We start from the raw sequence: 26,742 nt of genomic DNA on the forward strand, positions 1-26,742 counted from the left end.
ATTATACGAACCCGTAGCGACAATCCCTTGCGGTTGTCGCTGGAATAACCGGGCATCCATGTTTTGCCAGCGACAACCGCAAGGGATTGTCGCTACGGGTTCGTATCTTCTAACGGCGTATTACGCGCTCGGTGACGGCCCGGGCGTGGGCGGGGAAGCCTTCAAATTCGGCCAATCGGCGCGTTGTCTCGCTGACCGCTTTATAGCCTTCCTGGGTCATATAGGCCACTCCCGTTCGCTTCAGGAAATCATATACCGTTGTGCAGGAATAGGTGTGTGCGAAACCGCCGGTTGGGAGAATTGCGTTGGTGCCGACGCTGAAGTTTCCCGTTGGGATCGGTGTATAGGGGCCGAGCAAAATTTCCGCTGCGTTCTTAAGATCGGGCAGCAGAGCAAACGGCTCGCTTACCTGGACCTCCAGATGTTCGGGAGCATATTCGTTGACAAAATCGACCGCCTCGCTCATTGTCGTCGTCAGGATGATCCCTCCTGTGCCCTTGTCGCTCTCAAAACCTGTCCGGCAGAAGCTTTGGCGTGGCTCTGGCAGGGCCGCGATTTTGTCGGGCAGGAGCGCCAGTACTTGTTCGGCCAGGACGCGGCTATCTGTTACCAGCAGGCCGGACGAATCGGGGCCGTGTTCGGCCTCCACCAGCAGATCGCGCGCTACCAACTCGGGATCGGCATGCTCATCGGCCAGGATGATCGATTCGCTTGGCCCTGCGGGCAGCCCGACATCGACGGTGCCATAAAGAAGGCGTTTGGCGGCTGAGACATATGGGTTGCCCGGCCCCGTAATTTTGTGGACGCGCGCAATGGTTTCGGTTCCATATGCGAGGGCGGCAATGGCCTGCGCTCCGCTGGCGCGATAAATTTCATGCACTCCGCACAGATCCGCTGCCACCAGCGAGGCCGGATCGATCTCGCCATCCGGTCCCGGAGGCGTGGTTACGACGATGCGTGGAACCTTTGCGATACTGGCCGGTGTTGCCAGCATATACATGACCGAGGGGAATGCTCCCTTGCCGCGCGGAACATAGAGGGCTACGCTGCTGATAGGTGTGATCTTCTCGCCTGCCGTAATGCCTGGTGCAATCTCGGTGAACCACTGCTCGTGAGGGAGCTGGCGTTCGTGAAACGTGCGCACGTTCTGGATTGCTTGCTTGATGGCAGCATAGACATTTTTATCCAGCAACTCATAGGCCCGCTCGATATCGGCTTGTTGCACGCGCAGGCGATCCGCACTCAGGCGCACATGGTCGAAGCGCTCGATATATTCGAGTAGCGCCTTATCTCCCCGGTCGCGTACATCTCTCACAATGGGGCGAACATAATCGAGGAGGTCATCAATAACGGTCTCGGAACGACGCAACAGGCGTCCACGCTGAGCTGAGTCAAGTCTGGATAATTCGTAAAAATGAATCATGTTCCTTATATCCTTGTCGGGTGCATCTCTCTAGAAATAATGAGTTTTAACCAGATAACGCGTGCGTTGTTATCGGTCGTCCCTTTCATGATACGCGACATCCAGGATGTTGTCTACAGCAGAGCGCGAGAAATTAAATGGACCTCTACGGCAGAGGCCGCGAGGTCCATTGTGCTTGTGCATGAGTATGTGCACAGGTAGTGAAGCAGTTCCACCCATCTTTATTGAAAGATTTGTGCGACGTCCGAGGTCGAAACAGCACCAGTTGGTGCAACAATCTTGACCGGATCGTTGAACTTGCTGTAGTCGATGGTAGTGTCAATGTTGGTTGATGAGGTAGATGGCGTGACAGATGCGCTGACGGCCTTGCCTTCCGACTTTGTTGCCGCTGTGCTGTTATTGACGTTCATGATGAACTTCAACTCCATTCGATGGACATAGGAGGTGGCCTCATCGATCCAGAGATGTAGCTCCGGGTTTTGCAGTTTTGCGTTCTTGAGCGCCTGCTCCAATTTCGTACGCTCTGGTGCGGGAAGAGCGTTGAGCTGACCAGTGGCGGTGAGCAGGTCATGCAGAGCATCATTGCCGAAAGTGGCAGTGATATGGCGCAAAGTGACACCATTCATGGTCGCGTTACCATTGTCGGTCAGTTTGGCCTTTTCCGCCAGAGTGAGCAGGTTGTTATAGTTGCTTACATTGGCTCCCGCCAGGGGATTTGCCCCTGCCTCTGCCGCTGCATTGTCCAGAACAAACCATTTGCCTTTCGCATTCTGGATATAGATTTTTTGTCCCGTCTCGATTTCAGCCAGCTTCAGGCTCGGATTTGCACTCGCCTGACCAATATTGAGTTGCATCGAGAGTTGATCGGGAAAGATCAGGTCTCCTGTATTCTTCAGGTTCATGGTTGTGGCTGGCTGTGATGGACTGCTACTACTCACTTGATTGACAGTGGTCATCTCAAAATGAGTCGTTTTTAATTGCTTCATCGCGGTCACGCTACTCTCAAGAACCTGTTGTGCGGTCTTCGTCGAGGTGCTTTGCGTCTTACCTGTATTCGCTGTATTTGTTTGCGAAGAGTTATTCGCGCTCACACAGGCACTTAGCAGAAGCAAAACCATTATTCCCAATGCGATTGAGCCGCACCACCTGTAACGTACTTTCATGAAGAAGGAACCCCTTTCCATAAAACCCCTTTGATTTACGGATACATCCTGCCACAGGTAAAAATATGCAGCAATGCAGATTGCCCCACTTTGCCGACAGTGTTCAAGATGTATCATGACGATTCGTTCGACAACACTTTCAGCCGGAATGGAATCATGGCTGAAAGCGTCCCTCCCACTACTATACAGAGATGCAGCTATTTTGTCAATCTAACAATATTTCTATATTTGGATGAAAGCAGGTTTTGTTTTTGAAATATATTTATATATATCTTTTTACACTATTTCCACTCCTGAAGTTTCAAACGTAGTGTGGTGCGAGCGCGATGCAGGCGGCTCTTAACGGTCATTACCGTAATACCAAGCCGATCCGCAACCTCTGATGCGGGCAACTCTTCGAGGTCGCGCAGGAAAAATACCTCGCGGTGTGATGGCGGTAGTGTTGCGAGCGCTGCTGTAAGGTCGTGACGCAGAGCAATCTGGCGTTCGGTATCCTCATCGGATGGGACAATTTCAGGCAGTTCGCTGGTGAAACCTGTGTGTCGGGCAAGTTTGAGTAGCCGGAAGCATTGATGGCGCACGATCTTGAACAGCCAGGAACTGAACGCCGATGCCACGCGCAAAGTGCCAATCTGTTGTGCGGCAATCCAGAGCGTTTCCTGCACGGCATCCTCGACATCTTCGGGCGTGGCACAGAATTCACGCGCAAAGCGGATCACAGATGGATGATACTGAAGCAATAGTTGTTCTATTGCTTCAGTATCACCGCTGATCGCATCGTTAATGAGCCGGGTGTTGGGCAATGGCTTCATTGTATGTGCTGGTTCGATTTGAGCTTACGTCCAACCATAGCGCAGGCCGGACACCATCCTAAGAAGCCAGTAGCAGCAATAAAGAGTCCTGAGAGGAGCAACAGGATGCCTGGCCACGCGAAAGATGCGTATTGGAGGAATATGAACAGGGCGCTTGCTGCCAGAGCAAGGCCAAGAAGGGCGCGCAGGATACGTTCAAAAAGAGGAACGTTTTTTACGTACAACATGTCTATCTCCTTATAGATTTGATACACAGTAACGGTTCCTCTAATAAGAGATCAGCACAGGCCGAAAGGATTCAGCATCCTGCAAATTGCCCCTGGTCTTTCCGATGATCGCCATTGTTCTAGGGAGCCATGCCTGCTCTTTTATCTGCCTGCTCTGCGGCGAGGATATCTGTTGCCATCCAGCGCGCACCAAAGATACCAATCAGGCCAGCAACGAGCAGAGCAGGCGTGCAGGTAAACAGGAGGGCGAGATTGAGATCCTGCCCGGCGTATCCTGCGGCGAAGTGGCCACCATGAGTGGGATCAAAACTGGTGGCGATAACGCCGACAATAGAAGGTGCAAAGGCATCTCCCAGAAGATGAGCAATCAACATCGTCAGCGAAACGGCAGAGGCGCGCAGGGCTGAAGGGACGACATCCTGAGTCGCTGCCGTGCTGGGACCGAGGTAGATGCTGAGCAGGAGAGCGGTCAGCACAAAGAAGAGCGTAAAGGTGAGCAAGTCTCGCGTGGTGACGGCCAGCGCGAAGGCCGGAGCGCTGAGCAGGAAGCCGATACCACAGACCAGCACCCGCGCTCCCGGATGGCGTCGATTGAGGATATCTGCCAGATATCCTCCCAGGATCGTTCCGGCAATGCCAGCGACGACGATCACGCCACCAGAATAGAGACCAGCGTTTGTCGAAGAGAGTCCAAAGGTGTCTTTTTGTTGCAGATAGGTCGGCAGGAAGGTTGTATTGACTCCCAGTACGAAGAAGGCAAAGACCTGCATAACGATCAGGACAAAAAGGCTGCGAATCCGTAGAAGCGTCCAGAACTGGCTCAACACTCGTTGTGGCACCACAACCATATGAGTAGCCTCTTGAGCGCTTGCCAGCGCCTCTGCCTCGCTGTTCTCCTCTTCGTCGGCCTGATTGCGTCGTGGTTCCCGCACTCGCCACATCAGGAATGCCAGCACGAGGCCGGGGATGCCCGTAAGGAGGAAGGCTAGTCGCCAGCCGCCCGGATAGAGACCGGCCAGCGTTCCACCAATGCCATAGCCGCCCAGAATTCCTACAAGTTGTGCGCACCCCCACCAGCTCATGATGCGGCTGCGACGAGCGCGGTTGAAATAATCGCTCAGCAGGGCGGTTCCGGCGGGATAATAGCCAGCTTCGCCAACACCGAGAATCATGCGCGATAGAAAGAGGGTCCAGAAGTTCGTCGCTAGCGTCGTCAGTGCCGTTGTCACGCTCCAGACGGCCACGCTTAGTGCAACGATATCTTTGCGCCTGGCACGGTCTGCCCAGATGCCCATCGGCAGGGCGCAAAGTGTATAGACAATTAAAAATGCTGAGGTAATATAGCCGATGCCGCTGAGGTCGAAGTGTAGTTCGCCTGCCATAACGTTAGCGGCTCCCGTCAGGACATAGCGGTCCAGATAATTCAAAAAATTGACGCCAAACATGACCCAGAAGACGTAATAGGCGTAGCCGCCGTTGGTGCGCCGAACGATTGGTTGTTCGGCAAGCTCCGATGGCACATCAGGAGCAGCATCGCTCATAGAAACCTCCCACTGAAAATGCAAAGAATACAGGTAGGATTGGCGTATCCCTCTGTAACAATACCATATGGGAAAAGGTTTGTCTGGTTAGCGTAACATCTCCAGGAAGCTCCAGGATTTGAGATCGCGTTCGAGGTGGAAGCGCAACAGGCCATGCATGGCGTTCTCGATCTCGGCATGGAGGCGGTTATCGAGATGAAAACGAGGGACGCGTTCCCAGTCGGTGCGCTGCAATAGCCGCAGGACTTTGAGGGCGTTCATCGAGAGGCGCTGGCCCCACAGATGTGCGCATTTTGGGCAGAGCGCGCCGCCAAGCGAAGGGGTGAAGCCGTTCTCTTCGGGTTGTAACTCACTGTTACAATGGGCGCAGGTGCGAAACAGCGGCTCGTAGCCAATATAGGAGAGTAGATAAATCTCGAAGTAGCGCATCAGTAACAATGTGCGGTCACGCTCGTGATCGGCTTGCAAGTTGCCCTCTGCGCGCTGTTGCTGGATTTCCTGAGCATCTGCTTCGAGGGCGTGGAGTGCCTGTAGCAGGAGGGTATAGACGTTGAAATGCTCGGCGTCGTCCTCGATAAAGCGATCTACCAGTTCGGCCAGATAGAAGGCGCAGGTCATATGCCAGAGTTCCTCACGCATAGAACGAAAGCTTTCGATGCCCTGGGCCTGAGTGATGATATCGAGGTTGCGACCAACGCCCATTTGCAACTGGCTATGGCAGAGTAGCTCCAGGTGGCCAGCTTTTTTGCTAATGGGTCGTCGTGCGCCTTTGGCTATCGCGTGATATTTGCCTTTGCGGGGAGTGAATAGCGTCAAGATCCGATCAGCTTCGCCCAGATCGGAATGTTTGAGTACGATTGCTTCGGTGGAGTAACTACGTTGCTGTCGCATGGATGTTGTTACCAAAAAAGAAGAGACGTGATAAGCTTATCACGTCTCTTGTCTGGAGGCGACGAGCGGACTCGAACCGCTGGTGCAGCTTTTGCAGAGCCGTGCCTTACCACTTGGCGACGTCGCCATCGCTATCACAATAAATGGGGATTGGAGCGGGAGACGGGACTCGAACCCGCGACATCTTCCTTGGCAAGGAAGTGCTCTACCAACTGAGCCACTCCCGCAATGCGTTCCTGCACTTTCAGTGCGTCTCGTTTGCGCATCATTAAGATATCATAGCTCTGGCGATTTGTCAACACTTTCTTTTGCGATTTGGCAGGGATTCAAAAATCTGTCTGTTTGTACCGGCTCCCTCATTCTTCAAGCTGGAAGCCACGCGCGCGCAGGAGGGCGAGAATCTGTTCAAGCTGATCCGCTTCGACGCGCACCAGGGAGCTTTCTCGCTCTACCTCATCGCCCAGCAGTGGCCGGATCTCTTGATCGTTTTGGAGATCTTGCAAGACTTGAGACGGGAGACGCAGCATAGGGGTCGTTTCGACGGCGATCTCCTCGCGATCATAGCCTCTCCCCCACAATTTGAGCCGAATCAGCAGAGAGCCAGGGATGCCACCATCACAATAGACTTGTAAGAAGCGCAGAATTGTTGCCAGCGAGTTATCTTGCAACCCGCTTTGTAGCGACTCCGGCGTGATTCGTTGCCACCCACTCTCTTCGTCCAACTGGCTGAAGCGTTCAACCTCCGCTATCAGATAGAGATCTAGAACGGCGTAGAGCGGTTGTAAGAGACCATCTTCGTGCAGCCGCCATTGTGCTTCGTGGGTAGTTGCTCGACCAGTATCGTTGGTCTCCTGAGCGGGAACCGTGCTTAACGCGGGTAGATAGTTGCGTTGCCAGAGCATGCGTTGGACAGCTTCGAGGTGCTGGGGCGCGACCTCGACCAGACGAGGGGCGAGACGGCGCTTGAAAAGCTTGCGTGTTTCCTCATGCGCAAACAAATCGTCCACCAGTTCTTCCTCGTCCACCTCCAACAAAATCGCTTCCTGCCAGATCTCGATGCGTCGCGCCTGCCGTTCCCATTCCACCAGCGAGTAGCGGACATTCTGAGGGATCTCGCCACCGGCTGCCTGCTCAAGTACCTTTTGAATCTGTTCGGCATGCAAGCCTCTCTGAATGGCGCGTGTGATGCTGGCCTTTGTGACGCGGTATTGAGCGATATGTTCCAGGCTCACACGCTCAGCAAAGCGATCAAGCTGCACAAGTAGTAGCTCGGAGACAGGGGCTAGCGCCACCAGTTCAAAATTCGGCTGAACAATCAAACGGCCCCATGTGGTTTCGTCGTGTGTGACTGGCTGCTCGTTTGCAGCGACAGAGAGAACATCGTTGGTCAGGCGAAACGCTCCAGGTCCCTCCTCGTGGTCGAGGTCAATCAGTCCCAGCCAGTGTAGTGGTCCCGCCACGACTGCGCGGATGAAGCCGCCCTCCACCATATGCCAGCCCTCGCGATGAGTGAGCCAGCCACGCCGGAGACGAAAATCCCAGCCATAGGGATTGCTGCCGCTGGAATAGCGTTCGGCTCGTGATCCATACTGGCGAGGGAAAAGCAGATAGGGGGCGTAGAGCTTGGTACGGGCGATCAAGGCCGGGAACGAGTGCCACTCATTCGGCGTTTCTTGTAGTACACGATCTATGCTGATGTGCCGTGCTCTGATTACTTCCTCGTGAGCGGAATCTTGCGGTTGCGGTCCGGGCCGTACATTAACATCGGGCAAGTAGAGCAACTCGTTCCAGAACGGAGTCTCGACATATAGGCGATAGCAGCGTTGTATGCGTTCCACGAGGGGTAGAGCAAAGAATGCTTCGGCAGGAAGCGCATAGATGCTGCCGCGTCGTTCTTGCAACAGACCAAGTTTCATCAAGAGCAGGCGCACAAAGACCAGCAGCGGCGTATCGCTCTCAACGCGTGTCTGTTCAGCATGCAAACGGCTCCCCAGATGCTCGACGACGTGGCGCAAGGACGAGCGAGCCAGCAGGCCACTATTGACTAGCGACAGCCCTTCGCGCATCGAGGCAGCCATCGACCAGTAGAGGTAGAGTGTGCGCTGAAATGCTCGTGCCTGCTCTCCTACTTCTTTATTTTCGGGAAGCACCGTTTCTGAGAGAGGCCATTCCTGACGCACAACATTTCTGACGGCAATTGGAACGATCAGCACGCCATCGTGCACGCCGCTGGAATAATCGCGTCCCGAAAAGTTGGTTTGCTTGCCCCAGAAGACCAGTCCCAGCACCAGCAGATGGCGCACAGACTGCTCAAAGATACCATGAGGATGGGCTGTGGGATAGTGGAGCAGCTGGCCTGATGCGCTGCTGATAATCGGATCGATGGTTTCTCCCCGCAAATCTGTTCCCGCCTCGGATTTTTGAACAGGAGCTAACAGGCCGCTACAACTGAAATAAAGAGCCAGGTCGCGGCTATTGGTGCGCCCACCGCAGTTGACCAGTTCGCGCAGGATCAATTGCTCCGTCTCGCTCAAGTGTTGGAGTGCGCGCTTCACCGATGCAGGATCAAACAGGGCTTCGGCGATGTTGGGTAGGGAAGGTGAGGAGGTTGACGAAGAAGAGGAAATGTTCGGTGAAGGCTCGATGCTGTATCCTTTGAAGGAAGCGCCGAGTCTGGTTTTGGCCACCGATTGTACATGATAGGAAGGTACCATTTGTAACAGGTCAAGGTCACTCTGTTCCATATGAGTCCTTGTGATGTAAAAGAGGCGACTGACCGCGTCGCTTGAGATCATCGATCACCTGCTCAGCCCCAGCCTGCTTGAGAATTAGCAATGTTGGATGAATGCTTTGTACAATATGGTCCTGTAACGTGGTGGTGGCCAGTAACTCGCGCATCACCAGCGTATCGGCCGTTTCGACCAGTGTAACCCCGGTATAGAGGCGTACACGTCCATAGTTGGCAACCCAGCGTTCCAGGTGTGCTAGCATCTGCGATAGAGGCGTGTCGTTCTCCGCGCTCTGTTCTTCTGCCAGTTGATGCAACAGATCTAGCAGGCGTGTTGCCGTTTTGCCTTGACTCAAGGCTTCTCCCAGAGCCTTTGGTGTCAAACGATAGCGAAGGCGGCTGTTCTGTACACCCGCAGCCTCCGCGAATTGATCCATCACGTCGATTGCTGGCCAGGAGCGCGTGGAGGACGTGACGAGAATTTCTTCACTATCTACTATTTCTAACGAAGTTGCACGACCCTGGTAATTCAGCACCTCTTCTTGCTCGATAGAGGTATTGTCATGGAGTAGCCAATTTGCGGCGGGCGTCAGGTGAAAAGCGAGCAGACGACCATCAGCGGCGCTCGCGGTATCACAAATCCCCCACCAGTGGAGCGGTCCACGCAGCAAGCGGGCCAGATAATGTGCCTCTGCTCGTGACCAATCGCTCAAATTGAGCGGGCGCAACGGCCGTCCTTCTTCCAACTCCAACCACCAGTGCGGCGAGGAGAAGTGGCGTTGTCGCTTCTGCAAAAAGAGGGGATTGAGGCGGTAGAAGAAGCGCGCAAAGGCTGGAAAGCTGATCCACTGATTGGAGGGAGCTTGCGTCAGCAGTTCCACCACCAGTTGCAGAGCCTCTCTGTTCTCAACATCCAGATCTCCCTGGCGAATCAGTGGAATGTTGAGCGAGGTCGCCCGACAGCGCAAACGCACCCCTTCTTCCTGCAACTCAAAAAGGGTGTCGTATGATGATCGCGTCAACCATAGCTCAAAGAGGTCTCGCGCCGCTTCCTGACAACGTGGTCCCAGTAACAGCTGCGCAGCATCAGGCAGGACGCGGAGATAGGGCGTGCCGCTATCGTCTTGATGCACAATGCCTGCCATCGAGAGCAGATGGAGCGCGAGACGCAAAAAGGCTGGTGGCCGTTTCAACGAAGATTGTAGAAGCGCCATCATTGCAGGTGATGGCATATCGGCAGGTGGCGGGATCGGCGCTGAACCATCGCTATTGCTTGGCATACGTAGCGACGGCATGGTCTCGTTAGTGCGGCCACCTGCTTTGCGTTCAAGCCACTCGTCCTGCTGTTCGAGTCGGTAGCCTGCAAGCACTCGCGCAACCAGTAACAGATCGGCCAGCAGGTGAAATGGCGTGCTGGATTGTACGTTTGGTTTCTCTTCGCTGGACTCAATCTGAAAGCGCGTTACAGGAACCATGACGCGCAGGGCGGTGCGCACTTCTAGGGGCACATACCAGCCCACATCAAAGAGAGCACTGCTTGAGCCAGCTCTTTGATGTGATGTGCTGCTCAAACTGGCGCGAACCAGCAATGCTTTGTTTTGTAGGGCCATCAAAATATGCTGATATTGGTTGGGTTGACCAAGCGAGAAGCGCTCATACAGGCCGCGCAAATCGTCATCGTTCATCACGCCTCCTGCCAGGATCAGCGCAGCCAATAACTGGCGCTGTGCCTTCTCCAGCGTGGTTGCCACATGTCGCACCGCTTCGGGTTGTTGTAGGGCTTCTTGCACGCTTACGGCCAGATGTTGTCTGCTCAAACCATTAGGGATAATATCATATTCACGCGCTATTGCTCGCAGATCGCTCAACCCCATCTGTCCCAGCATACTGAGCAGATCGCCAACGGGGACCGGGTCGCTTTGCATCGTTTTGATCGGAGTTGCTCCCTGCGATGTTTTGATCGATTTCTGTTCATCATGGGTTGCTCGTTTGGTCGCCTCTGTTGGTGCAGGTGTTTCTAGTGTCGTGGTGAATGCTGCGGGATGAGCGAGCCAATGATAGAGAAGGCTGGCTGCATGCGAGCAGAGTTGTGTTGGGACCGGATTGCAGGAGCAGGTACTCTCCCAGGATGTGGCGCTCTTGATATCGACCTCAACGGTGAAGGTGTGCCGCCCGGGTTCGGCTCCCTCCTCTTCATCTTCTCCCTGGCTCCCTGCAATGGAGATATGTGATGTATCGATAACACCGGAGAGACGCGTGCCTGTACGTTCTGGCTGGTGGACTGCTCCCTGGCGACTATATTCCTGTCCTAACGAAGCGGCTGTTAAACCGGCCATACGAATGATATCGGCGGCGCGTAAACGTTGGAGAACTCCAGGTACAACATTTTGCATAGATGATTTGCCTGCAACAATATACCGAGCGTTGACTCATGTTGCGCTATAATAGCACGTCTTTTGATCCTGGTCAATCCAAACAGCCAGGCGTTTTTGATTCGAGAGAGCTTTGAGAGGGAACTGGTGTATGCAATAGAATAATACATAACTAGATAGTACTGTTTTATGTCTTATTTGAAACTCTCTGAGAAGTGTTGCCGTGTTAAGCGCGAACGCAGCAGTTTTAATTAGAAAGGTACGTATCTTTTGCGCTTGCTTTCTATCTGGACGCTCCTCTTTCATCGTTCGTCGTTTTTGTTAATGGCTGAACAGATGACAATAGATCACAACCCCCAAAGGATGGTACTCTATGGATAGTTCGCAATTTTCATCGTTTTCTCTTGCAGATGATAAAAAACTTATTTTGCTGGTAGAAGATGATGAAATACATGCTTCCATGCTGTTTAATGTTTTGAAGCAAGAAACATCTTACCTCGTCTATCATACTTCTGATGGTCAGGAAGCATGGCATTTTTTACAACATGTGAAGCCACATTTGATCTTGCTCGATTACCTGTTGCCACGCATGGATGGCCTGGATCTCTACGACAGGATTCACGAGAATAAAGATTTGCAAAATCTTCCCGTGTTGATGTTGAGCGCCGCCTTGCCTCGAAAAGAGATTCAGCAACGTGGGATAGCGAGCATCCAGAAACCATTTGAGATCGATGATCTACTACAAACCATCGATATGCTCATTCTGGGTGGTACTTCATAATGAGCGAATGGACGCCGCTCACAAGTGGCGTCCATTCGCAAATGTGGCGTTCCCTTTACCAATAAAGGGCATCCACATAGACATTGCTGTTGACACCGGGTGTTGCGGTGTGGAATTGGATGCCCAGCGTGGCCGTCGTCCCTTTGTAGTCTGTCGGCAGCGAGTACCAGAGATGGTTCCAGGTGCCGGGGGTCAGTGTCGTCTCGTTGGTATAGAACCAGTTGCCCCCTGACTCGCCAACGAAGAGCTTGGCGTTGACCAGCGCCTTCTGATTGGCAACATAGACATAGGCATGGATCAGCTTGCCGGGTTCTGGTACATTTGGTAGTTTATCCACTGTTGTTGATATATAGGGTGTGTCGTCCTCATTGGCATTGGTGAGCATGAATTGCAAGGATTGCCTGCCATCAAGCGCTTTCGCCGTCGAGATCTGGGGATGCGAGATACCGCCTCCGGTCGAGATCCAGCCTGCTGTATCCTGTCCCTCAAAGGAGACCGCAACCTTTGTTCCTGGTTTAAGGGCTGTGGTACTCAGGATACCCGATGATTGCGGCGGTGTGTAACCATCCATGACGATTTTCTTATAGTTTTGCTGGAAAATCTTGCCCTCGATACCCATTGTGCCATCGGAGGTGAAGAGCGGCATGGATGGATTGGTGGCATAGTATTGTAGTGCTGCGTAGATATGGCCCTCTGCCAGCGTTTGCATCGCCTTCGTCATCCAGGTTTGCATAAACTGAGGGTTGCTCAATTTGCCATCATCAATGGGTTTGTCGTTGCTGAGCATCTGGTCTGATGCATAATTGTATTCCGTCACCCAGATAGGGATCTCCGTGCCAATGGCCTCGCGCATCGCGGCCCGAGCCTGCGCAAAGTGCATGGGCCAACTATCGATATTGGCGAGGCAGAAATCTGCGGACCAGTGAATACTACAGGTATACTCGTGCCAGCTTACTCCATCGGGTCGTGGCTTCGCGTTCTGCACAAAGGTTTTGAGATAACGGCGGTTAAACTGATACATATCCGGGCCGAGAAAGCGGGCCTGCGGATACATCTGCTTGAGCGGTGGGATCACCTGATTCCAGATCTGGACGTACTGGTCGGCTGTGATGCCCTGCAAATCCGACTCGTTGCCAAATTCGTAGTAGACCGGCTGGTTCCCAAAGACGCCAGTAATCAGGCTGACAAGATGGCTGTTGCGCGTCAGAATATTGCCCTCTTTATATTCGGGACCACTTAACACGACCAGTGGCACGGCTCCTACCGCTTTAATCGCATTTGCCGCTGCAACCTGCGTCTCGTCTTTCAGCGTACCACGTGTAGGCATGCGTATTACCCGCACGCCCACGTCCTTGAGCATCTGTCTTGCCTCGGCTGACTTCAATATCGACTCGTCCCAGTCATGGAAGAGGGCCATGTTGGTGCCGAAGAGCAATGGCGACATGGTGGTTGTGTGGGTGACATCGTTGAGAGAGCGATTGAGGCTGCCGGGCCAGAAACTACTGGTGATCCCGATGAAGGCTCCTGTGTTCTCCGCCAGCAGCAGCATCACCACCAGACCGACATTCATCAGAAATGCCAGCATCGGTGTATAGCGTTCCAGGCGTGGCAGTTCGACCTCTCCCTCTCTAGAGGGTACTTCTGGCAGCGAGGCGGCCTCTTCCGCTGGCTGTTCCCACGTGACCGCGCGGCGCTCTCCCGTCGCTATCACATCGTTCCAGTTGAAGGCTTGCGGGGCCGCATACGGGATGGCTGGCACTCCCCAGGTGACTGCTCCCTGCTCGCCGGTTGTATACATCTGATTAGTGTACATGCCACCGTAAGCGTTTTGATGGGCGGTCGCGCCCTGATTCCATGCAATCTGCGGTTGCTCGCCGCTAATCACCTGATCTGGTGGATAAACTGCCTGTTGCTCTCCTGTGACCTGTGGCAATCCCCAGGGAACCATGAGATGCCCATCAGACAGGACCGGGGAGAGCTGTTGCGAGAAGGGTTGCGGCTGATCTGCTACGTAATCCTGCCACCAGGGGGCAGCGTTGTTCTGTCCGGTCGCCTGTGCATTATTCAGCCAGGGCACACTTGGTTGTTGTCCACTTTGGTGAGATACGCCCTGATGCTGCTGTGGCGAAACCGCTCTTTGCGGGTCGGTGAGCCATGAGACGTTATTCTGTGGTCCATTGGTTGGGGCAACGCTCTTATGTGGATCGGTCAGCCATGCGGTGTTCTGTGGCGATGTCCCCTGATGTGACTGAGAAGGCATAGCTTGCGAGTCGGTCAACCATGCGGCGTTCTGATGTTGTTGCGAAGGCATCGATTGAGAATCAGTCAACCACGCGGCGTTCGGCGACACACTCTGATGTTGTTGTGAAGGCATAGGTCGAGAATCAGTCAGCCACGCGGCGTTTTGCTGTCCACCGGGCAACGGTTGCGAGAAGGGTTGGGGTGGAGTTGGCAGTGGGCGGGTTGGGTTGGGACCAACGGCTGGCATTCTAAACTGTGAAGATGTGTTTAGCCCTCCTGTGGGCGTTGGTTGCCGAGGGTTCGTTGCGCCTGGATACGGCGGCAATGGTTGCGAAGCCGGAGGAGCGAAAGGAGAACCAGGAGTTTGCAGATTGGACTGTGAGACGCTGCCCGGCTTTTTTGCAGCGTGAAGTCTAAATTGTGAAGGTCTTTCCCACCCTCCCTCATCAAACGTACCATCAGACCCAGGAAATTGCCCTGTTCTCTGTCTATCATCATAGGGAGTTGTCACGCTAAATACCGCCTTTAATAAAATCCAACAGCTGTTTGAAAATATATCCTGGAAAGCGTTGCAAAGCGCTTTCTCCGTCTCAAACTGCTATCTCCGGGCGTGTCCATCAATCTGTCTGAGTAATTATGTGTGTGCATGTGTCAATATATGATTGACCTTTTATGTATCCTTAGTGCATGTTCTGATGCACAGGCAATCATGCTTCGTTCCAAGTATACACCCTGCAAATGTGGTTGATAATACTATCACCTCAAATGGCTATTTCGAGATAGCACGCCAGGAAGAATCATGTGCCATTAGACATCATTATGTGCCTCCTGTGATGATACCTATCATCAAAACGCTACAATATATATGGCACCGCTGCCAGTATTCTTGAAGAAGGCTACTTGAAAAAATACTGGCAGTAAAGAAAAGAACGTCATAGGAGGAACTTTTGCAGCTTAACATTTTCTTTAATCCGGCTGAACTGACTCTGGTTGAGGCTCCCGCGCGCGATATCTACATTGTGATCGATGCCATGCGAGCCACCACGACGTTGACCGTGATGTGCGATGCTGGCGCGAAACAGATCTTGATTGCTCAGACGATTGAACAGGCGCTCTCGGCAGCGCAAAGTATTCCCGGTCGTCTTCTGTGTGGAGAGAGCCACACGCAAACGCCGCCGGGCTTTGATTACGGCAATTCACCTGCGTTATTTGCCAACCTGGATTTGATGGGCAGAGATCTCATCCTGACCACCAGCAATGGCACCCGCGCGTTTTTCGCCTGTCCAGAGCATAGCACCCGGCTAGCTGGCTGCTTTTATAATGCTGAGGCCGTCACAGCCTACGCCTTACGTATCGCGCGCGAACAGCAGCGCAATATCTCCATTGTTTGCGCTGCCGAGTACGGCTATTTTGCCCTTGAAGATGCCACCTGCGCTGGTTATCTGGCGCTGACAATGCAGCAGCGCTCTCCCGAATTGCAGCTTCATGATAACGCCCATGCCGCGATCACTCTCTATGAAGCCTATCCTTTCCCCAAACTAATCGAATACGCGCAATCCGCACGCGATCTGATCGCTATTGGACAGCAGCGCGATCTGGATTTCTGCTTGCAGAAAGATGGCAGCGATAGTGTTCCAACGGTGATCAAGCGCGAGCAGGAGACTGGTCTTTTGCTTTTACAACGCGCCTAACATGCGAGATTCTGTCAGGCAATGAAAGCCTGTGGTAACATTCACTATAAAAAGTGATTGCGAAGGAGCCAGAGACATCGTGCAGCTTACTATTTATTTCAGCCCGGCAGAGGTCGCTGCTGTTCAGCCCTCAGACAATGATGTGTATATCGTGATCGATGTTATTCGCGCAACAACCACGCTGACGACCATTGTTGAGCGAGGGGCGAGCTATGTGTTGATCGCTGATATGCTTGAGCAGGCGCAGCAGGCCGCGCAACGAGTTCCTGGTCGCCTTCTCTGTGGAGAACGCAACGCCTTGCCTTTGCCCGGTTTTGACTATGGAAACTCTCCAGTGCAGTTCGCGCAACTTGATCTCAGTGGTCGAGAATTGATTCTCAGCACGACGAACGGCACCCGTGCGTTTTTTGCCTGTCCTGAGCAGAGCGTGCGGCTGGCTGGTTGCTTCTATAATGCTGAGGCTGTTTGTGCGCAGGCGCTTCACGATGCGGCAGAACGCCAGGGTAATATCGCCATTGTTTGTGCGGCGGAGGTGGGCTATTTCGCGCTCGACGATGCCACCTGTGCGGGCTATCTCGCTCTCGAACTTCAACGTCAGCACCCGGCGTTGCAGGTTCACGAAAGCGTCCTCGCTGCCGCTGCTCTCTACCACACGTATACTCCACCAAAGCTGTTGGAGTATTGTAACTCCGCTCGCTCTGTGAGAAAAGCAGGCTTACAGGAAGATCTAGAATTTTGTATGCGCATCAGCCAGAGCAACTTTGTGCCTCAAGTGCTGGGGAGAGACGTTGAGACAGGGCTGTTGATGATTGGTGTCCCGATCTGAGGCTCGTCTAATCTTCTAAATCGTGGGCGTTCATGGTATCGAAGTTGATATCTTCATATACATCGGCGACCGGAAATTGAATATGGAATGGTAGGTACTGCTATCTGTCAGCATGAGCAACTCACCGTTAAAATATTCATAATGCCGCTTTGTGCTGTTTCGATTAAGCGTTAGATAATCTTCAACCTCGATATATGGATAGTGTGGTGATACCATTAAGATTCTCCTGTGAGTAAAAGCACCGGACTAACTACTATACATGATACTATCCTTTACCAATACGAACTTCGGAAATACGACACGCAAAAAGCTTCCCTACAATCCCCTCAAAGAGAGAGCTTTCAGTCAGTATGCTTGGAACAAAGCATTGTCGCTAAGAAGACAAAATTCATGAAAGGAACTCGTGATGCGAATGAAAGCACAACTTTTGAAATGGGGAACTATAGCAATAGTCCTGCTCGGAGTGGCACTTTTTGCTGCTGGCGTAAGTCCATATACAGCGAAGGCAGCCACTTTACAGGAGGCTCCACCACCTGCTGGAACTTGTGAATTGACCTGGAAAAATGGTGGAGGTGGAAATATCGCACTGTATGCGAATTACGTAACAGATGCGGGGTTAAAACAGACCTTACAGGATTATAATCTGCTCTGTGGTACTGGCGTAAAGGTGACATCAGGGTGCATACTCATGCCTAACAGTAATGTTTCAGCTTTACCTGCCGCCTCTCAGACTCCCCTGTACCTGGTGAACATTCAGGCAACCTCACCGTGGGTATATAGCCATTTGAATGGTCAATATAACTCTGTGTGGTGCGACGGAAATATGACGTTTGCGCTTTGAGATGGACCTTAGCGCTTTGAGTTATCAATCATATGAAGCAGCCAGGTTCCATACACATTTCAACGCCAACGAAGAGCCATTGCCGAGTATGCGATGGCTCTTCCGAAGCCCGCAAGAGCGAAAAATGTGACGGAACGATATTGTCTATCACCCTTGCTAGTTGGTGAGTGAGGAAAACGCTGAAAAAATGCTAGACCTCGGAAATGCGGCATGCAAAAAATGTCCTCGCATCCCCCCAAAGAGAGTGTTCTTCGTCAGTATGCTTGATAATGAGCATCGTCATTAGACATGCAATTTTGTGAAAGGAAATCATGGTGCGAATGAGAACACAACTTTTGAAATGGGGCGCTGTGGTAATCGTTCTGTTCGGAACAGCGCTCTTTGTTGCTGGCGCAAGTTCTTCTACAGCAAAGGCCGCCTCCTTGCAGGAGGCTCCCCCTCCCTCTGGAAACTGCGAATTGACCTGGAAAGATGGTGGTGGCGGAAATGTACCGCTGGACTTTACATACGTAACAGATGCAGCATTAAAAGGGACTTTGCAGGGAAGTGATGATAAAACGGGATATAATTTACTTTGTACTGGTGTGAATGCGTCAATGTGCTTTCTCGTCCCTAGCAATAACGATCCTCATGTTGCAAATGAGACCACGCTCTACTTATCAAATCTAATGCAGCCTTCGAAGTGGATATATGACCAGTTGAATAATGCCTATACTTTGAATTGTAAAACTACTTCAGGTAGCAGTACTACTTCAGGTGGTAGTACTGTAAGCCTGGGTAGCCCATCTGGTGATATCTACCGTGTAAATGGATGTCCATACACTGATAGCTTTACTGGAATGGTTGAATCTGATGATTACTTTGATCTAACTACTGATAATGGCGGACATGTGGATTGTTTTGCGAAGGCTGGAACGCTGCTTGTAACAGTTTACAACGTTTCAAAAGTGTGTACAGGGAACAATACCGGGTACGTCATTGGAACTTCTGACAATGGCGCAACCTTCGTAAAGAAAGATTTTTCTGATAGGAACCATTGCTACGATATAGATACTATCCCGGTGGTCAGGCAAATTACAATTAACTAATCATTGCGCATGTTGTCAAAAAGGGCGAAAAAGTGATGGAGCGATACACACGATATCGTTCCATCATCAACATGAAGCGCTTGTTTGCCTGATTGGTGTTTAGCCCTTAACGCCGGTAAGGGTGATGCCCTGAATGAAGGTCTTCTGGGCGAAGAAGAAGAGGATGATCACCGGGATCACCACTACCGTACTCGCGGCCATCAATGGGCCAAATTCGGTCTTGTACTGGCCCTGGAAGAACGAGAGGCCCAGCGAGACCGTGTATTTTGTGGTATCGCTCAGATAGATCAGAGGTCCGAGAAAGTCGCTCCAACTATTCAAGAACTGGAAGAGTGCCACTGCCGCCAGAGCAGGCTTCGAGAGAGGCAGCACGATGCTCCAGAAGATGCGCAGCTCGTTCGCTCCATCAATACGTGCCGCCTCCAACAGTTCATTAGGAATGGTCATAAAGAACTGGCGTAGCAGGAAGATGTAGAGGGGAACGCCCAGGAAGTGTGGCACGATCAGGGGGAGATAGGTATCGGTCCAGCCCAGCGTGCGGAAGACTGAGAAAAGCGGCACCATCGTTGCATAGAAGGGGATCATGGTGGTGCTGAGAATCAGGACAAAGAGCGGCGTGCGTAACGGCCAGTCGATCTTTGCCAGCCCATAAGCCACGAACGAGCAGGAGAAAACCGCCCCGATGACGCTGAACAGGCAGATCACCAGCGTATTGATGATGTAGAGGCCAAATGGCACCATCGTTAAGCCGTAGAGATAGTGTTCCAGCGTTACCGGATCGGGAAACCAGACGACCGGGAAGGCGTTGAGCTGGCTATCGATCTTGAACGAGCCTGTCACCATCCAGAAGAAAGGCATAAGGAAGATCAGACTTAACATGATCAATACCACGTGAGTTACGATCTTCTGGAGCAGTCTATTGATCTTCTGCTGGCTCTGTTCTTTCTGGCTGGCATCGCTGGTGGATTGCTGAATAGTGATGTTTGACGTGGTTGCCATTACTTATGCACCTCCATAATAGACGCGTTTGCCGACGAAACGGAAGACCAGAGCGGTACAAATGACGATAATGATGAAGAGAACCCAGGCGATGGCGCTGGCATAGCCCACTTTGAAGTAGCGGAAGGCGTTCTGGTAGAGATAGAGGGGAGCGATGAGCGCGGAGCCTGCGGGATCACCGTTGCCGTTGGTCAACACATAGACTGGCGTGAAGTACTGGAAGCCGGCGATCAGTCCAGTGACCAGGGCAAAGAGCAGATGTGGGCTGAGGAAGGGTAGCGTCACATGGAAGAACCGTTCCCAGACATTGGCCCCATCGACCTGTGCGGCATCATGCAGATCGCGTGGCACATCCTGTAAACCGGCCAGCAAGATAATCATCAGGTTGCCAACGCCCCACAAGCTGATCAGGATAAAGGCTGGTTTGGACCAGTAGATGCTGGAAAGCCAGCCCGGACCATCGACGCCAACCGCCCGCAGCATGTTGTTGAGAATCCCATACTGCGGGTTCATTACGTAGCTCCACACCACCGACGCCGCCACAATCGGCATGATGCTAGGGATGTAGAAGATAGTGCGGTAGATGGCCTGAATGCGCGTCTTGATATTAAGCAGCAGGGCCAGTGCAAGGGCAAGAATGATGCCCAGCGGAACAGAAAAGATCAGGATGTATACCGTATTGCCAAGCGACATCCACCAGTTGTCATCGGAGATTAGATCGACATAATTGACCAGCCCGATCCATTTGAAATCCCCGAAGAACGAATAGCTGGTGAAACTGTAGTAGAGCGAGGCCAGCACCGGATAGGCGACAAAGAGCAGCAGCCCGATGATGGCAGGCGACGTAAAGAAGAGTCCCCAGAGAAAATTGCGTCGTGCCCGCGAACTGCGCCGTGGCTGACTGGTTCGGCTCATCTGTGTTGAGCTAACTGTGGTCACTTATAACCTCCTCGTTCGTGCGACCGTGAGAGAAACGATAGTCCAATCTACGCACAACAATTATTGATGTGTGTCTATCTGCTCATGTCACAGTAGCTATAGACCATGTTCGCGGTTAAAGCGCTCCCACTCTTTCATAGTAAGAGCCTTTGCTTGCTTCATCGCTTCTAAAGGTGTCATCTGACCATAGATGGCATCACTCACGAACTGGTCGAGAATGCCAGTATAAAAGGCTCCGACCGGGATAGCGGGGCGTGAATGTTTGGCATTGATCAGGGTTGTGTAGTATGGTCCCATCACGGGATCATTTTTGATGTCCTCTAGAACTGGCGCTTTGCGATAGGCGGGAGGAAAACCAACCGTCTCCCATGCGGCGCGTAAGCCCTCATCGGTGACTGAAACCCACTTGATGAACTCCCAGGCTGCATCGGGATTTTTTGCTCCTTTGGGGATAAAGAGGCTCCAACCGCCAAGCCAACCTCCAGCGCCCGGTGCGGTTGCCCCCGGTCCCTGGAATGGCAGCAGGGCAGCGCCAATTTTCATGTCGGGTTTAGTCTGGACCATACTTCTATATTGCGATGCCACGATAGGTGCCATTGCAACGTTACCAGTAGAGAAAACGTGAAGCTGTAGATTGGGTGGACTGACCGCCAGTTTGTCGGCACCACCAGCATTTTTGGCGTAATTTGCCATCCATTCCAGCGCCTTCACGATATACTCATTATCTGGCGTGACCACCTGCTTCTCGCGATCATAAAACTCGCCGCCGAAGGCCCAGCCCCAGGTAAAGAGCGAGTTGCTAAACCCGTAGTTATCCCAGGGGATCAGACCAATGCGCGAGATATTCCCATTTGTCTGCTTGTTGATCTTTCTAGAGAACTCGTCAACCTCTTCAATTGTTTTAGGCGGCGTGTCGGGATCGAGGCCAGCATCCTCAAAGACCTGTTTGTTCCAGAAGAAGGGAAAGTTCGCATCGGCATCCCACTGGACCTGCCATACCTTCCCCTGCCAGTTCATGTCGTTCCAGGCTGCTGTGAAGAAATCATCGGCTCCCAGTCCCTCGCGCTGCAAATATGGGGTAAGATCGGTCATGACGCCCAGAGAGGCGAATTGAGGCGTGCTGAAAGGGGTGATCTGCGCGAGATCAGGGGGATGACCGGCAGCGATTGCTGTGAGAAGCTTCGGGTTATCACCGCCGCCACTGCTGCCAGCCGGGGCATAGGTGATCTTGATGCCAATGTCCTGCTGAGCTTGCTCGAAGCGTTGCGCCAACTGTATCCAGTGGATGTTGTCGATACCACCAAAGATATTGTACAGTTCGATTACGGTTTTACGCCCGGCTGCTGCTTCTTTGCCTTGAGCCTGCAAAACGGTTGCCGAGGGTTTACCCAGCGTAAAACCACAACTGGAGAGCGAGAGTGCTGTGGCTCCCATGCCAAAAGTCTTCAAGACTTCGCGACGCGTGAAATTGCGTCTGCCCGCTCGCTCACGATTGTCTGCCATATTTTCTCTCCTAGAAAATACTATTCAACAAATCATCGGCGACAAGCGTTTCATGTGATAGAACTAATAATAACATTACCCTTTCGTTTGCTACAAGTAGCTTTCATAGCAAAATCTCCGAAAGGATTCATAAGGGGATAAACACAAAAGGGAGCGGCGAAGAAAAGAATTGACGAACAGCTTCTCTCCTTCGCCGCTCCCTTTTGTGTTTGATCGTGCGAGGAACTCAGTCAATTTTCAGGATGAGCTTGCCGAAGTTTTTATTCTCACCCATTGCTTTATGCGCTTCAGCTACTTCATGCAGCGGATAGATCTGCTCGATGACTGGAATGATGCGGCTGCTGGCGAACTGGGGGATGACCTGCTGGGCGAAGAGGCGGGTCACGGTTAGCTTCTCTTCCAGCGTGCGTGTGCGGAGGGTGACGCCGCAAATCTGGATGCGCTTACCCATCATTTTCCCCAGGTTGACCTGCGCCTCTGCACCACCAAGCGTTGCCAGGAAAACCATCCGTCCCCAGGGCGATAACGCGTCCAGATTTTGCTCCATGTATGCCGCGCCGATGAAGTCCAGCACTACATTCACACCCTTGCCATGTGTCAGTTGCAACACCTCGCTGGCGAAGTTTTGCGCTGTCAGTCCTACATCTAAGCCGAGTGGCTTGGCTCGTTCGAGCTTGTCTGGTGTGCGCGAGGTTCCGTAGACGGCAGCCCCAATGGTGTGTGCCAGTTGAATGGCAGCCGTGCCAACTCCGCTACCAGCTGCATGAATGAGGACGCGCTCTCCCATCTGCAATCCCGCTTGAGTGAAGAGGGCGTCGTGGGCTGTCATAAAGACTTCGGGGATTGAGGCCGCCTGCACAAAGTCCAGATTTTCGGGAATTTCGATCAGCAATCCCTCATGTGTCAGCACGTACTCTGCCTGCCCACCGCCTCCAACGATGCCCATCACGCGCTGTCCGGGTTTCCACTGGCTCACCAGCGGTCCCACAGCATCAACCTCCCCGGCAAACTCCATGCCGGGGATATCTGCTGGCGCTCCTGGAGGGGGCGCATAATGGCCTTGACGCTGCAAGAGGTCGGCACGGTTCAGGCCAGCCGCCCGCACGCGTACTCGCACCTGATCCGCCGCTGGCTCAGGCACCGCAACCTCATGTACTTCTAATACGTCCGGTCCTCCAGGCCGTGTAATCACAACTGCTCGCATAAAATCACTGCCTTTCACGAAATAGTTGCAATGTTGCTCGAAAAATGAGGTGAAAGTATCTCACCCTTCTACATTGTATCAGTGAACAAACTGCTGATGGACTCGCCGTTGTGGATGCGCCGGATGCCCTCAGCCAGCAAGGGCGCAATCGAGAGAATCGTCATATTGGGCAGACGTTTCTCAAGCGGGTGAGGCACAGTATTAGTCGTGACGATCTCGGCCACGTCCGATTGCGCTCCCAGCCGCTCGATTGCCTGGCCGGTGAACAAGCCATGTGTGCAGGCAATCGAGATCTTACGCACGTCGCGCTCGCGCAACCGTTCGAGAATCTCGATAATTGTACCGCCATTGGCGATCTCGTCGTCAATCACAATGGCATCCTTCCCCTCTACATCGCCCACGATTGTATCGATAATAACTCTATCGTCGCTGACTCGCTGCTTGCTGCCAGCTGCCACTGGCACACGCAACAGATGCGCGAACTGAGAGGCGGATTTGGCATTGCCGAGGTCGGGCGAGACGACGACGGTATTCGAGAGATCATATTTGCGGAAATGGCGTGCCAGTACGATCAACGCATTGAGATGATCGGTTGGCACGCTGAAGAAGCCATGCACCTGTGCCGCATGTAGCGTCATAACCAGCACGCGATCAGCACCCGCCGTCGCCATCAGATCGGCCACCAACCGACCTGCAATAGAGATGCGCGGCGCGTCCTTTTTATCGGAACGAGCATACGAATAATAGGGAATGACCGCCGTGATCCGCTGTGCCGAAGCACCACGAGCTGCATCTAACATAAAGAGCAGCTCCATGAGATGGTCTTGCACTGGCGGAACGAGAGGCTGTATGAGAAAGACATCGTTTTCGCGACAATTGGCCTTCATCTGTACATAAAGGCAATCATTGCTAAAACGTCGAATGGTTGTTTCACAGAGGGGAACACCGAGAAAATGGCAGATCTCCTGCGCCAGTTCTATATGAGCACTACCACTAAAAATAGTAATTTCACCCATGCCATAATTCCTTCTACTTACAGAGACGATAAGCAAATACAATGATAGCATTATTGTACCCACAATGGCGATCACGGCAAAGACGATCATTGCAAGCACGATGCAAAAAAATCTTATAACGAACTGAGCAAAAACGCCAGCCCAAAGGGACTGGCAATTTTCCAGGCAGCAAAAAAGAGCGGTTACAACACTGGTTTAAGTCGTAACCGCTCTTTTTTATTGTTTTACCAGATAATTTAGCCTTTGTTGACTGCTTCCAGGTCGATCTCAACCTTTACGTCGTTACTAACCATGACGCCGCCGGTTTCGAGGGCGGTGTTGAAGGTCATGCCAAATTCAGTACGATCGATCTTTCCGGTTGCCGTGAGGCCAGCGCGGGTGTTTCCCCAGGGATCTTTGCTCTGACCGGTATATTCGGCTTTAAGGACGACTGGCTTCGTTACATTGCGGATCGTCAGATCGCCCGTCACTTTATACTCATCACCCTCTACATGCTCAACTTTTGTGCTTTTGAAGGTGATTGCCGGGTACTTCTCTGCATCGAAGAAATCGGGTGAGCGGAGATGTCCATCACGAGTGGCATCACGTGTATCAATGCTGGCAGCTTCGACCTGAGCCTCCACCCAGGAATTAGCGGGATTCTGCTCATCAATATGCAGGCTACCGCTCAACACATTGAAATGTCCCTTCACTGTGCTGATCATCATATGTTTGACTGCAAATGTTGCTTGCGAGTGGGCTGCATCAATTTCCCAGGCCATGAAAAATATCCTCCTCAACTAACAGAGTTATTTTTTATTAGTTGCTAATTTAACTATAGTTAATATATGATATAGAAATCAGTTTGTCAAGTACCTGAGTTTTTACGAGTAACGTCGTGATGGGAAGATGCTTATGTGTTATCGAGTCCTCGGCTCCTCATTTCAACGATTTACAGCGCAGAGAGGCACGACTCGTTCAGGAAAGCGAAAGAGCACATCAAGAGATCATGCGCTTGCGAATAGAGCAGGCGGAGCAGGAACGGTTGAAAACAGCGCAGCAGCAGGCGCGGACAATCTATACTGAACTGCATGCTGTCTAATGGGATATTCGCGTTGCTTATTGCGCGAGAGGTAATGAAGCTGTTGGTGTTGGTGTTGGCGGCGTTGCCTCGACCTCCATTGTCACCTGTACTATGTGAGTTGTTGCGCTATCTCCGTTTTGTCGAAAAGTAATATGGCCGAGATATGGTCCAGGAGCCAGATTTTCTCGGTTGATGTTGATCTGAACGTTCGTGCTACCCGCAAACATTCCTTTATCAGGAGAAACGGTGAGCCAGCTCTGATCGCTGCTAACCTGCCAGCGTACCATGCTGCCCCCGGTATTTGTTAGCGTCAATGTCTTATTCGAGACGACGCCCGCTTCTGCCTGACCAAAGCTGACTTCTGCGACCGGTATCTGAAGATGGGGCTGGCTGCCAGGTGCAGGTTCGATGGTGATGAAGGTCGAGATGCTCGATTGTTGCGCACTATCCAGCACATAAATCGAGTGTCGTCCAACACCCCAGTCGGTGGAGACACGAATTGTGGTGCTGAAGCGGCCATCCTCGCTCACCTGTACCTGTAATGGCCTCTGATTGCTATCAAAAACGGTATGGCGAAAATCATAGCTGAACGTGAGCCAGTGTCCGCCGGTGAAGCCCTGACCCGAGAGCGTGAAGATGTCATTCGCACGTATTGCGTTGGGTGAGGCCTCGACCTCCGCGCTGGAGATAGAAGCGTTTTTTCCGATCAGGGCAAAGGCGATAATGCTGCTTGCCAGCAGAAAGAACAGACACGAGAGAGCCAGAATGAACGAGACGGGCCGAACTGCGAACGACGCTCTTTTTTGTGGGAGAACTGGCGGAACTGGTTGTTGCGGTCTGTTGACGACGTGGCGAGATACGGCTGGCAGCGTCTCCTCGTCATCGGGGGAGGGCAAGATGATTTGTTCGGGTTCGTGGAGAGGCCGCTGCCATCCTTGATCCTGAACGAATGGCGGACGCTGCACGGCAATCTTGCTCGATTGATAGGGCTGGTCTTCAGGATGTAAGCCTGCGTAGTGCCCGGCGCGATGTGGCGAGGCAGGAGGAATCGGGGTGTGCCTCAAATCGCGGGTGCGCGTTTCTGGCTTTTTGCTCAGAAATGCACGTCCACAACGGCTACATGTCTGGGCTTCGGCTCTTTGTAATTTATGGCAATAAGGGCAACGTTTCGTTTCCATACGAGCAGGCTTTCTCCCGGCAATCTCTAACAACGCAAGAATGGCATTTCTCTTTTGAACATAATTTCATTGTAATTTTGAATAAACTCTTTTTTCTGGCTTTTTGTTGGTCATCGGGAAGTGAGTGTGCAGACTACATGTATCTACTTGATAAACGTGGCTGGTCCATAATTCTCAAACATGGATCTTCTTGTGCATGCGCTCGTGTTGCTGTT

At 52.4% G+C, this 26,742-nt stretch carries 21 protein-coding genes and 2 tRNA genes; 5 read left to right on the forward strand and 18 right to left on the reverse strand.

The window, feature by feature from the left end; translation table 11 throughout:
- Positions 1 to 109: 109 nt before the first annotated feature.
- The 10 genes from hisD to K3T83_RS21115 form a co-directional block, all read right to left on the reverse strand.
- Positions 110 to 1,423, reverse strand: a complete 1,314-nt coding sequence (hisD, locus tag K3T83_RS21070; RefSeq protein WP_220204909.1) for a histidinol dehydrogenase — start codon at positions 1,421 to 1,423, stop codon at positions 110 to 112.
- 221 nt (positions 1,424 to 1,644) lie between these two features.
- The gene (locus K3T83_RS21075) at positions 1,645 to 2,586 is read right to left on the reverse strand and encodes a DUF6612 family protein (RefSeq protein WP_220204910.1); all 942 of its coding nucleotides are present in this window, start codon (positions 2,584 to 2,586) and stop codon (positions 1,645 to 1,647) included.
- A gap of 281 nt (positions 2,587 to 2,867) precedes the next feature.
- Positions 2,868 to 3,398, reverse strand: a complete 531-nt coding sequence (locus tag K3T83_RS21080) for an RNA polymerase sigma factor (RefSeq protein WP_220204911.1) — start codon at positions 3,396 to 3,398, stop codon at positions 2,868 to 2,870.
- Positions 3,395 to 3,625: a YgaP family membrane protein gene (locus K3T83_RS21085; protein WP_220204912.1), complete on the reverse strand. Its 231-nt coding sequence runs from the start codon at positions 3,623 to 3,625 to the stop codon at positions 3,395 to 3,397. The genes K3T83_RS21080 and K3T83_RS21085 overlap by 4 nt, the downstream gene beginning before the upstream one ends.
- A 119-nt stretch (positions 3,626 to 3,744) precedes the next feature.
- Positions 3,745 to 5,166, reverse strand: coding sequence for a spinster family MFS transporter (locus K3T83_RS21090; RefSeq protein WP_220204913.1), 1,422 nt, complete (start codon positions 5,164 to 5,166; stop codon positions 3,745 to 3,747).
- A gap of 87 nt (positions 5,167 to 5,253) precedes the next feature.
- Positions 5,254 to 6,057: a DNA repair protein RecO gene (recO, locus tag K3T83_RS21095; RefSeq protein WP_220204914.1), complete on the reverse strand. Its 804-nt coding sequence runs from the start codon at positions 6,055 to 6,057 to the stop codon at positions 5,254 to 5,256.
- A 53-nt stretch (positions 6,058 to 6,110) separates the two neighbouring features.
- Positions 6,111 to 6,184, reverse strand: a tRNA-Cys gene (locus K3T83_RS21100).
- A gap of 24 nt (positions 6,185 to 6,208) precedes the next feature.
- Positions 6,209 to 6,284: transfer RNA gene (locus K3T83_RS21105), tRNA-Gly, on the reverse strand.
- A 129-nt stretch (positions 6,285 to 6,413) separates the two neighbouring features.
- On the reverse strand, positions 6,414 to 8,801 hold the full coding sequence (locus K3T83_RS21110) for a helicase-associated domain-containing protein (RefSeq protein ID WP_220204915.1): 2,388 nt from the start codon (positions 8,799 to 8,801) through the stop codon (positions 6,414 to 6,416).
- Entirely contained in the window at positions 8,788 to 11,178 is a 2,391-nt protein-coding gene (locus K3T83_RS21115; protein WP_220204916.1) for a helicase-associated domain-containing protein, read from the reverse strand. The genes K3T83_RS21110 and K3T83_RS21115 overlap by 14 nt, the downstream gene beginning before the upstream one ends.
- A gap of 352 nt (positions 11,179 to 11,530) precedes the next feature.
- Between K3T83_RS21115 and K3T83_RS21120 the strand changes: the two genes are divergently transcribed.
- Positions 11,531 to 11,938, forward strand: coding sequence for a response regulator (locus K3T83_RS21120; RefSeq protein WP_220204917.1), 408 nt, complete (start codon positions 11,531 to 11,533; stop codon positions 11,936 to 11,938).
- Positions 11,939 to 11,993: 55 nt separating this feature from the next.
- Here the strand turns inward: K3T83_RS21120 and K3T83_RS21125 are convergent, their stop codons facing one another.
- Entirely contained in the window at positions 11,994 to 14,690 is a 2,697-nt protein-coding gene (locus K3T83_RS21125; protein ID WP_220204918.1) for a hypothetical protein, read from the reverse strand.
- A 436-nt stretch (positions 14,691 to 15,126) separates the two neighbouring features.
- Between K3T83_RS21125 and K3T83_RS21130 the strand changes: the two genes are divergently transcribed.
- The 4 genes from K3T83_RS21130 to K3T83_RS21145 all read left to right on the forward strand — a co-directional run bounded on the left by K3T83_RS21130 (position 15,127) and on the right by K3T83_RS21145 (position 18,625).
- The gene (locus K3T83_RS21130; protein ID WP_220204919.1) at positions 15,127 to 15,870 is read left to right on the forward strand and encodes a 2-phosphosulfolactate phosphatase; all 744 of its coding nucleotides are present in this window, start codon (positions 15,127 to 15,129) and stop codon (positions 15,868 to 15,870) included.
- 79 nt (positions 15,871 to 15,949) lie between these two features.
- Positions 15,950 to 16,696 (forward strand): 2-phosphosulfolactate phosphatase, encoded by a 747-nt coding sequence (locus tag K3T83_RS21135; protein WP_220204920.1) that lies wholly within the window; start codon positions 15,950 to 15,952, stop codon positions 16,694 to 16,696.
- Positions 16,697 to 17,108: 412 nt separating this feature from the next.
- Entirely contained in the window at positions 17,109 to 17,537 is a 429-nt protein-coding gene (locus K3T83_RS21140) for a hypothetical protein (RefSeq protein WP_220204921.1), read from the forward strand.
- A gap of 320 nt (positions 17,538 to 17,857) precedes the next feature.
- Positions 17,858 to 18,625 (forward strand): beta/gamma crystallin domain-containing protein, encoded by a 768-nt coding sequence (locus K3T83_RS21145; protein ID WP_220204922.1) that lies wholly within the window; start codon positions 17,858 to 17,860, stop codon positions 18,623 to 18,625.
- 99 nt (positions 18,626 to 18,724) lie between these two features.
- Here K3T83_RS21145 and K3T83_RS21150 read toward each other — a convergent pair whose 3' ends face one another.
- The 7 genes from K3T83_RS21150 to K3T83_RS21180 form a co-directional block, all read right to left on the reverse strand.
- On the reverse strand, positions 18,725 to 19,624 hold the full coding sequence (locus tag K3T83_RS21150; protein WP_220204923.1) for a carbohydrate ABC transporter permease: 900 nt from the start codon (positions 19,622 to 19,624) through the stop codon (positions 18,725 to 18,727).
- A gap of 3 nt (positions 19,625 to 19,627) precedes the next feature.
- The gene (locus tag K3T83_RS21155) at positions 19,628 to 20,563 is read right to left on the reverse strand and encodes a carbohydrate ABC transporter permease (RefSeq protein ID WP_236064945.1); all 936 of its coding nucleotides are present in this window, start codon (positions 20,561 to 20,563) and stop codon (positions 19,628 to 19,630) included.
- Positions 20,564 to 20,659: 96 nt separating this feature from the next.
- Positions 20,660 to 22,066: an ABC transporter substrate-binding protein gene (locus K3T83_RS21160; protein WP_220204924.1), complete on the reverse strand. Its 1,407-nt coding sequence runs from the start codon at positions 22,064 to 22,066 to the stop codon at positions 20,660 to 20,662.
- A 226-nt stretch (positions 22,067 to 22,292) separates the two neighbouring features.
- Entirely contained in the window at positions 22,293 to 23,270 is a 978-nt protein-coding gene (locus K3T83_RS21165; RefSeq protein ID WP_220204925.1) for an NAD(P)H-quinone oxidoreductase, read from the reverse strand.
- A 68-nt stretch (positions 23,271 to 23,338) separates the two neighbouring features.
- On the reverse strand, positions 23,339 to 24,286 hold the full coding sequence (locus K3T83_RS21170; RefSeq protein WP_220204926.1) for a ribose-phosphate diphosphokinase: 948 nt from the start codon (positions 24,284 to 24,286) through the stop codon (positions 23,339 to 23,341).
- 236 nt (positions 24,287 to 24,522) lie between these two features.
- Positions 24,523 to 25,047: a YceI family protein gene (locus tag K3T83_RS21175; RefSeq protein WP_220204927.1), complete on the reverse strand. Its 525-nt coding sequence runs from the start codon at positions 25,045 to 25,047 to the stop codon at positions 24,523 to 24,525.
- A gap of 337 nt (positions 25,048 to 25,384) precedes the next feature.
- Entirely contained in the window at positions 25,385 to 26,527 is a 1,143-nt protein-coding gene (locus K3T83_RS21180) for a BACON domain-containing protein (protein ID WP_220204928.1), read from the reverse strand.
- Between the last annotated feature and the right edge of the window lie 215 nt (positions 26,528 to 26,742).

The sequence above is a fragment of the Reticulibacter mediterranei genome (assembly GCF_016587455.1).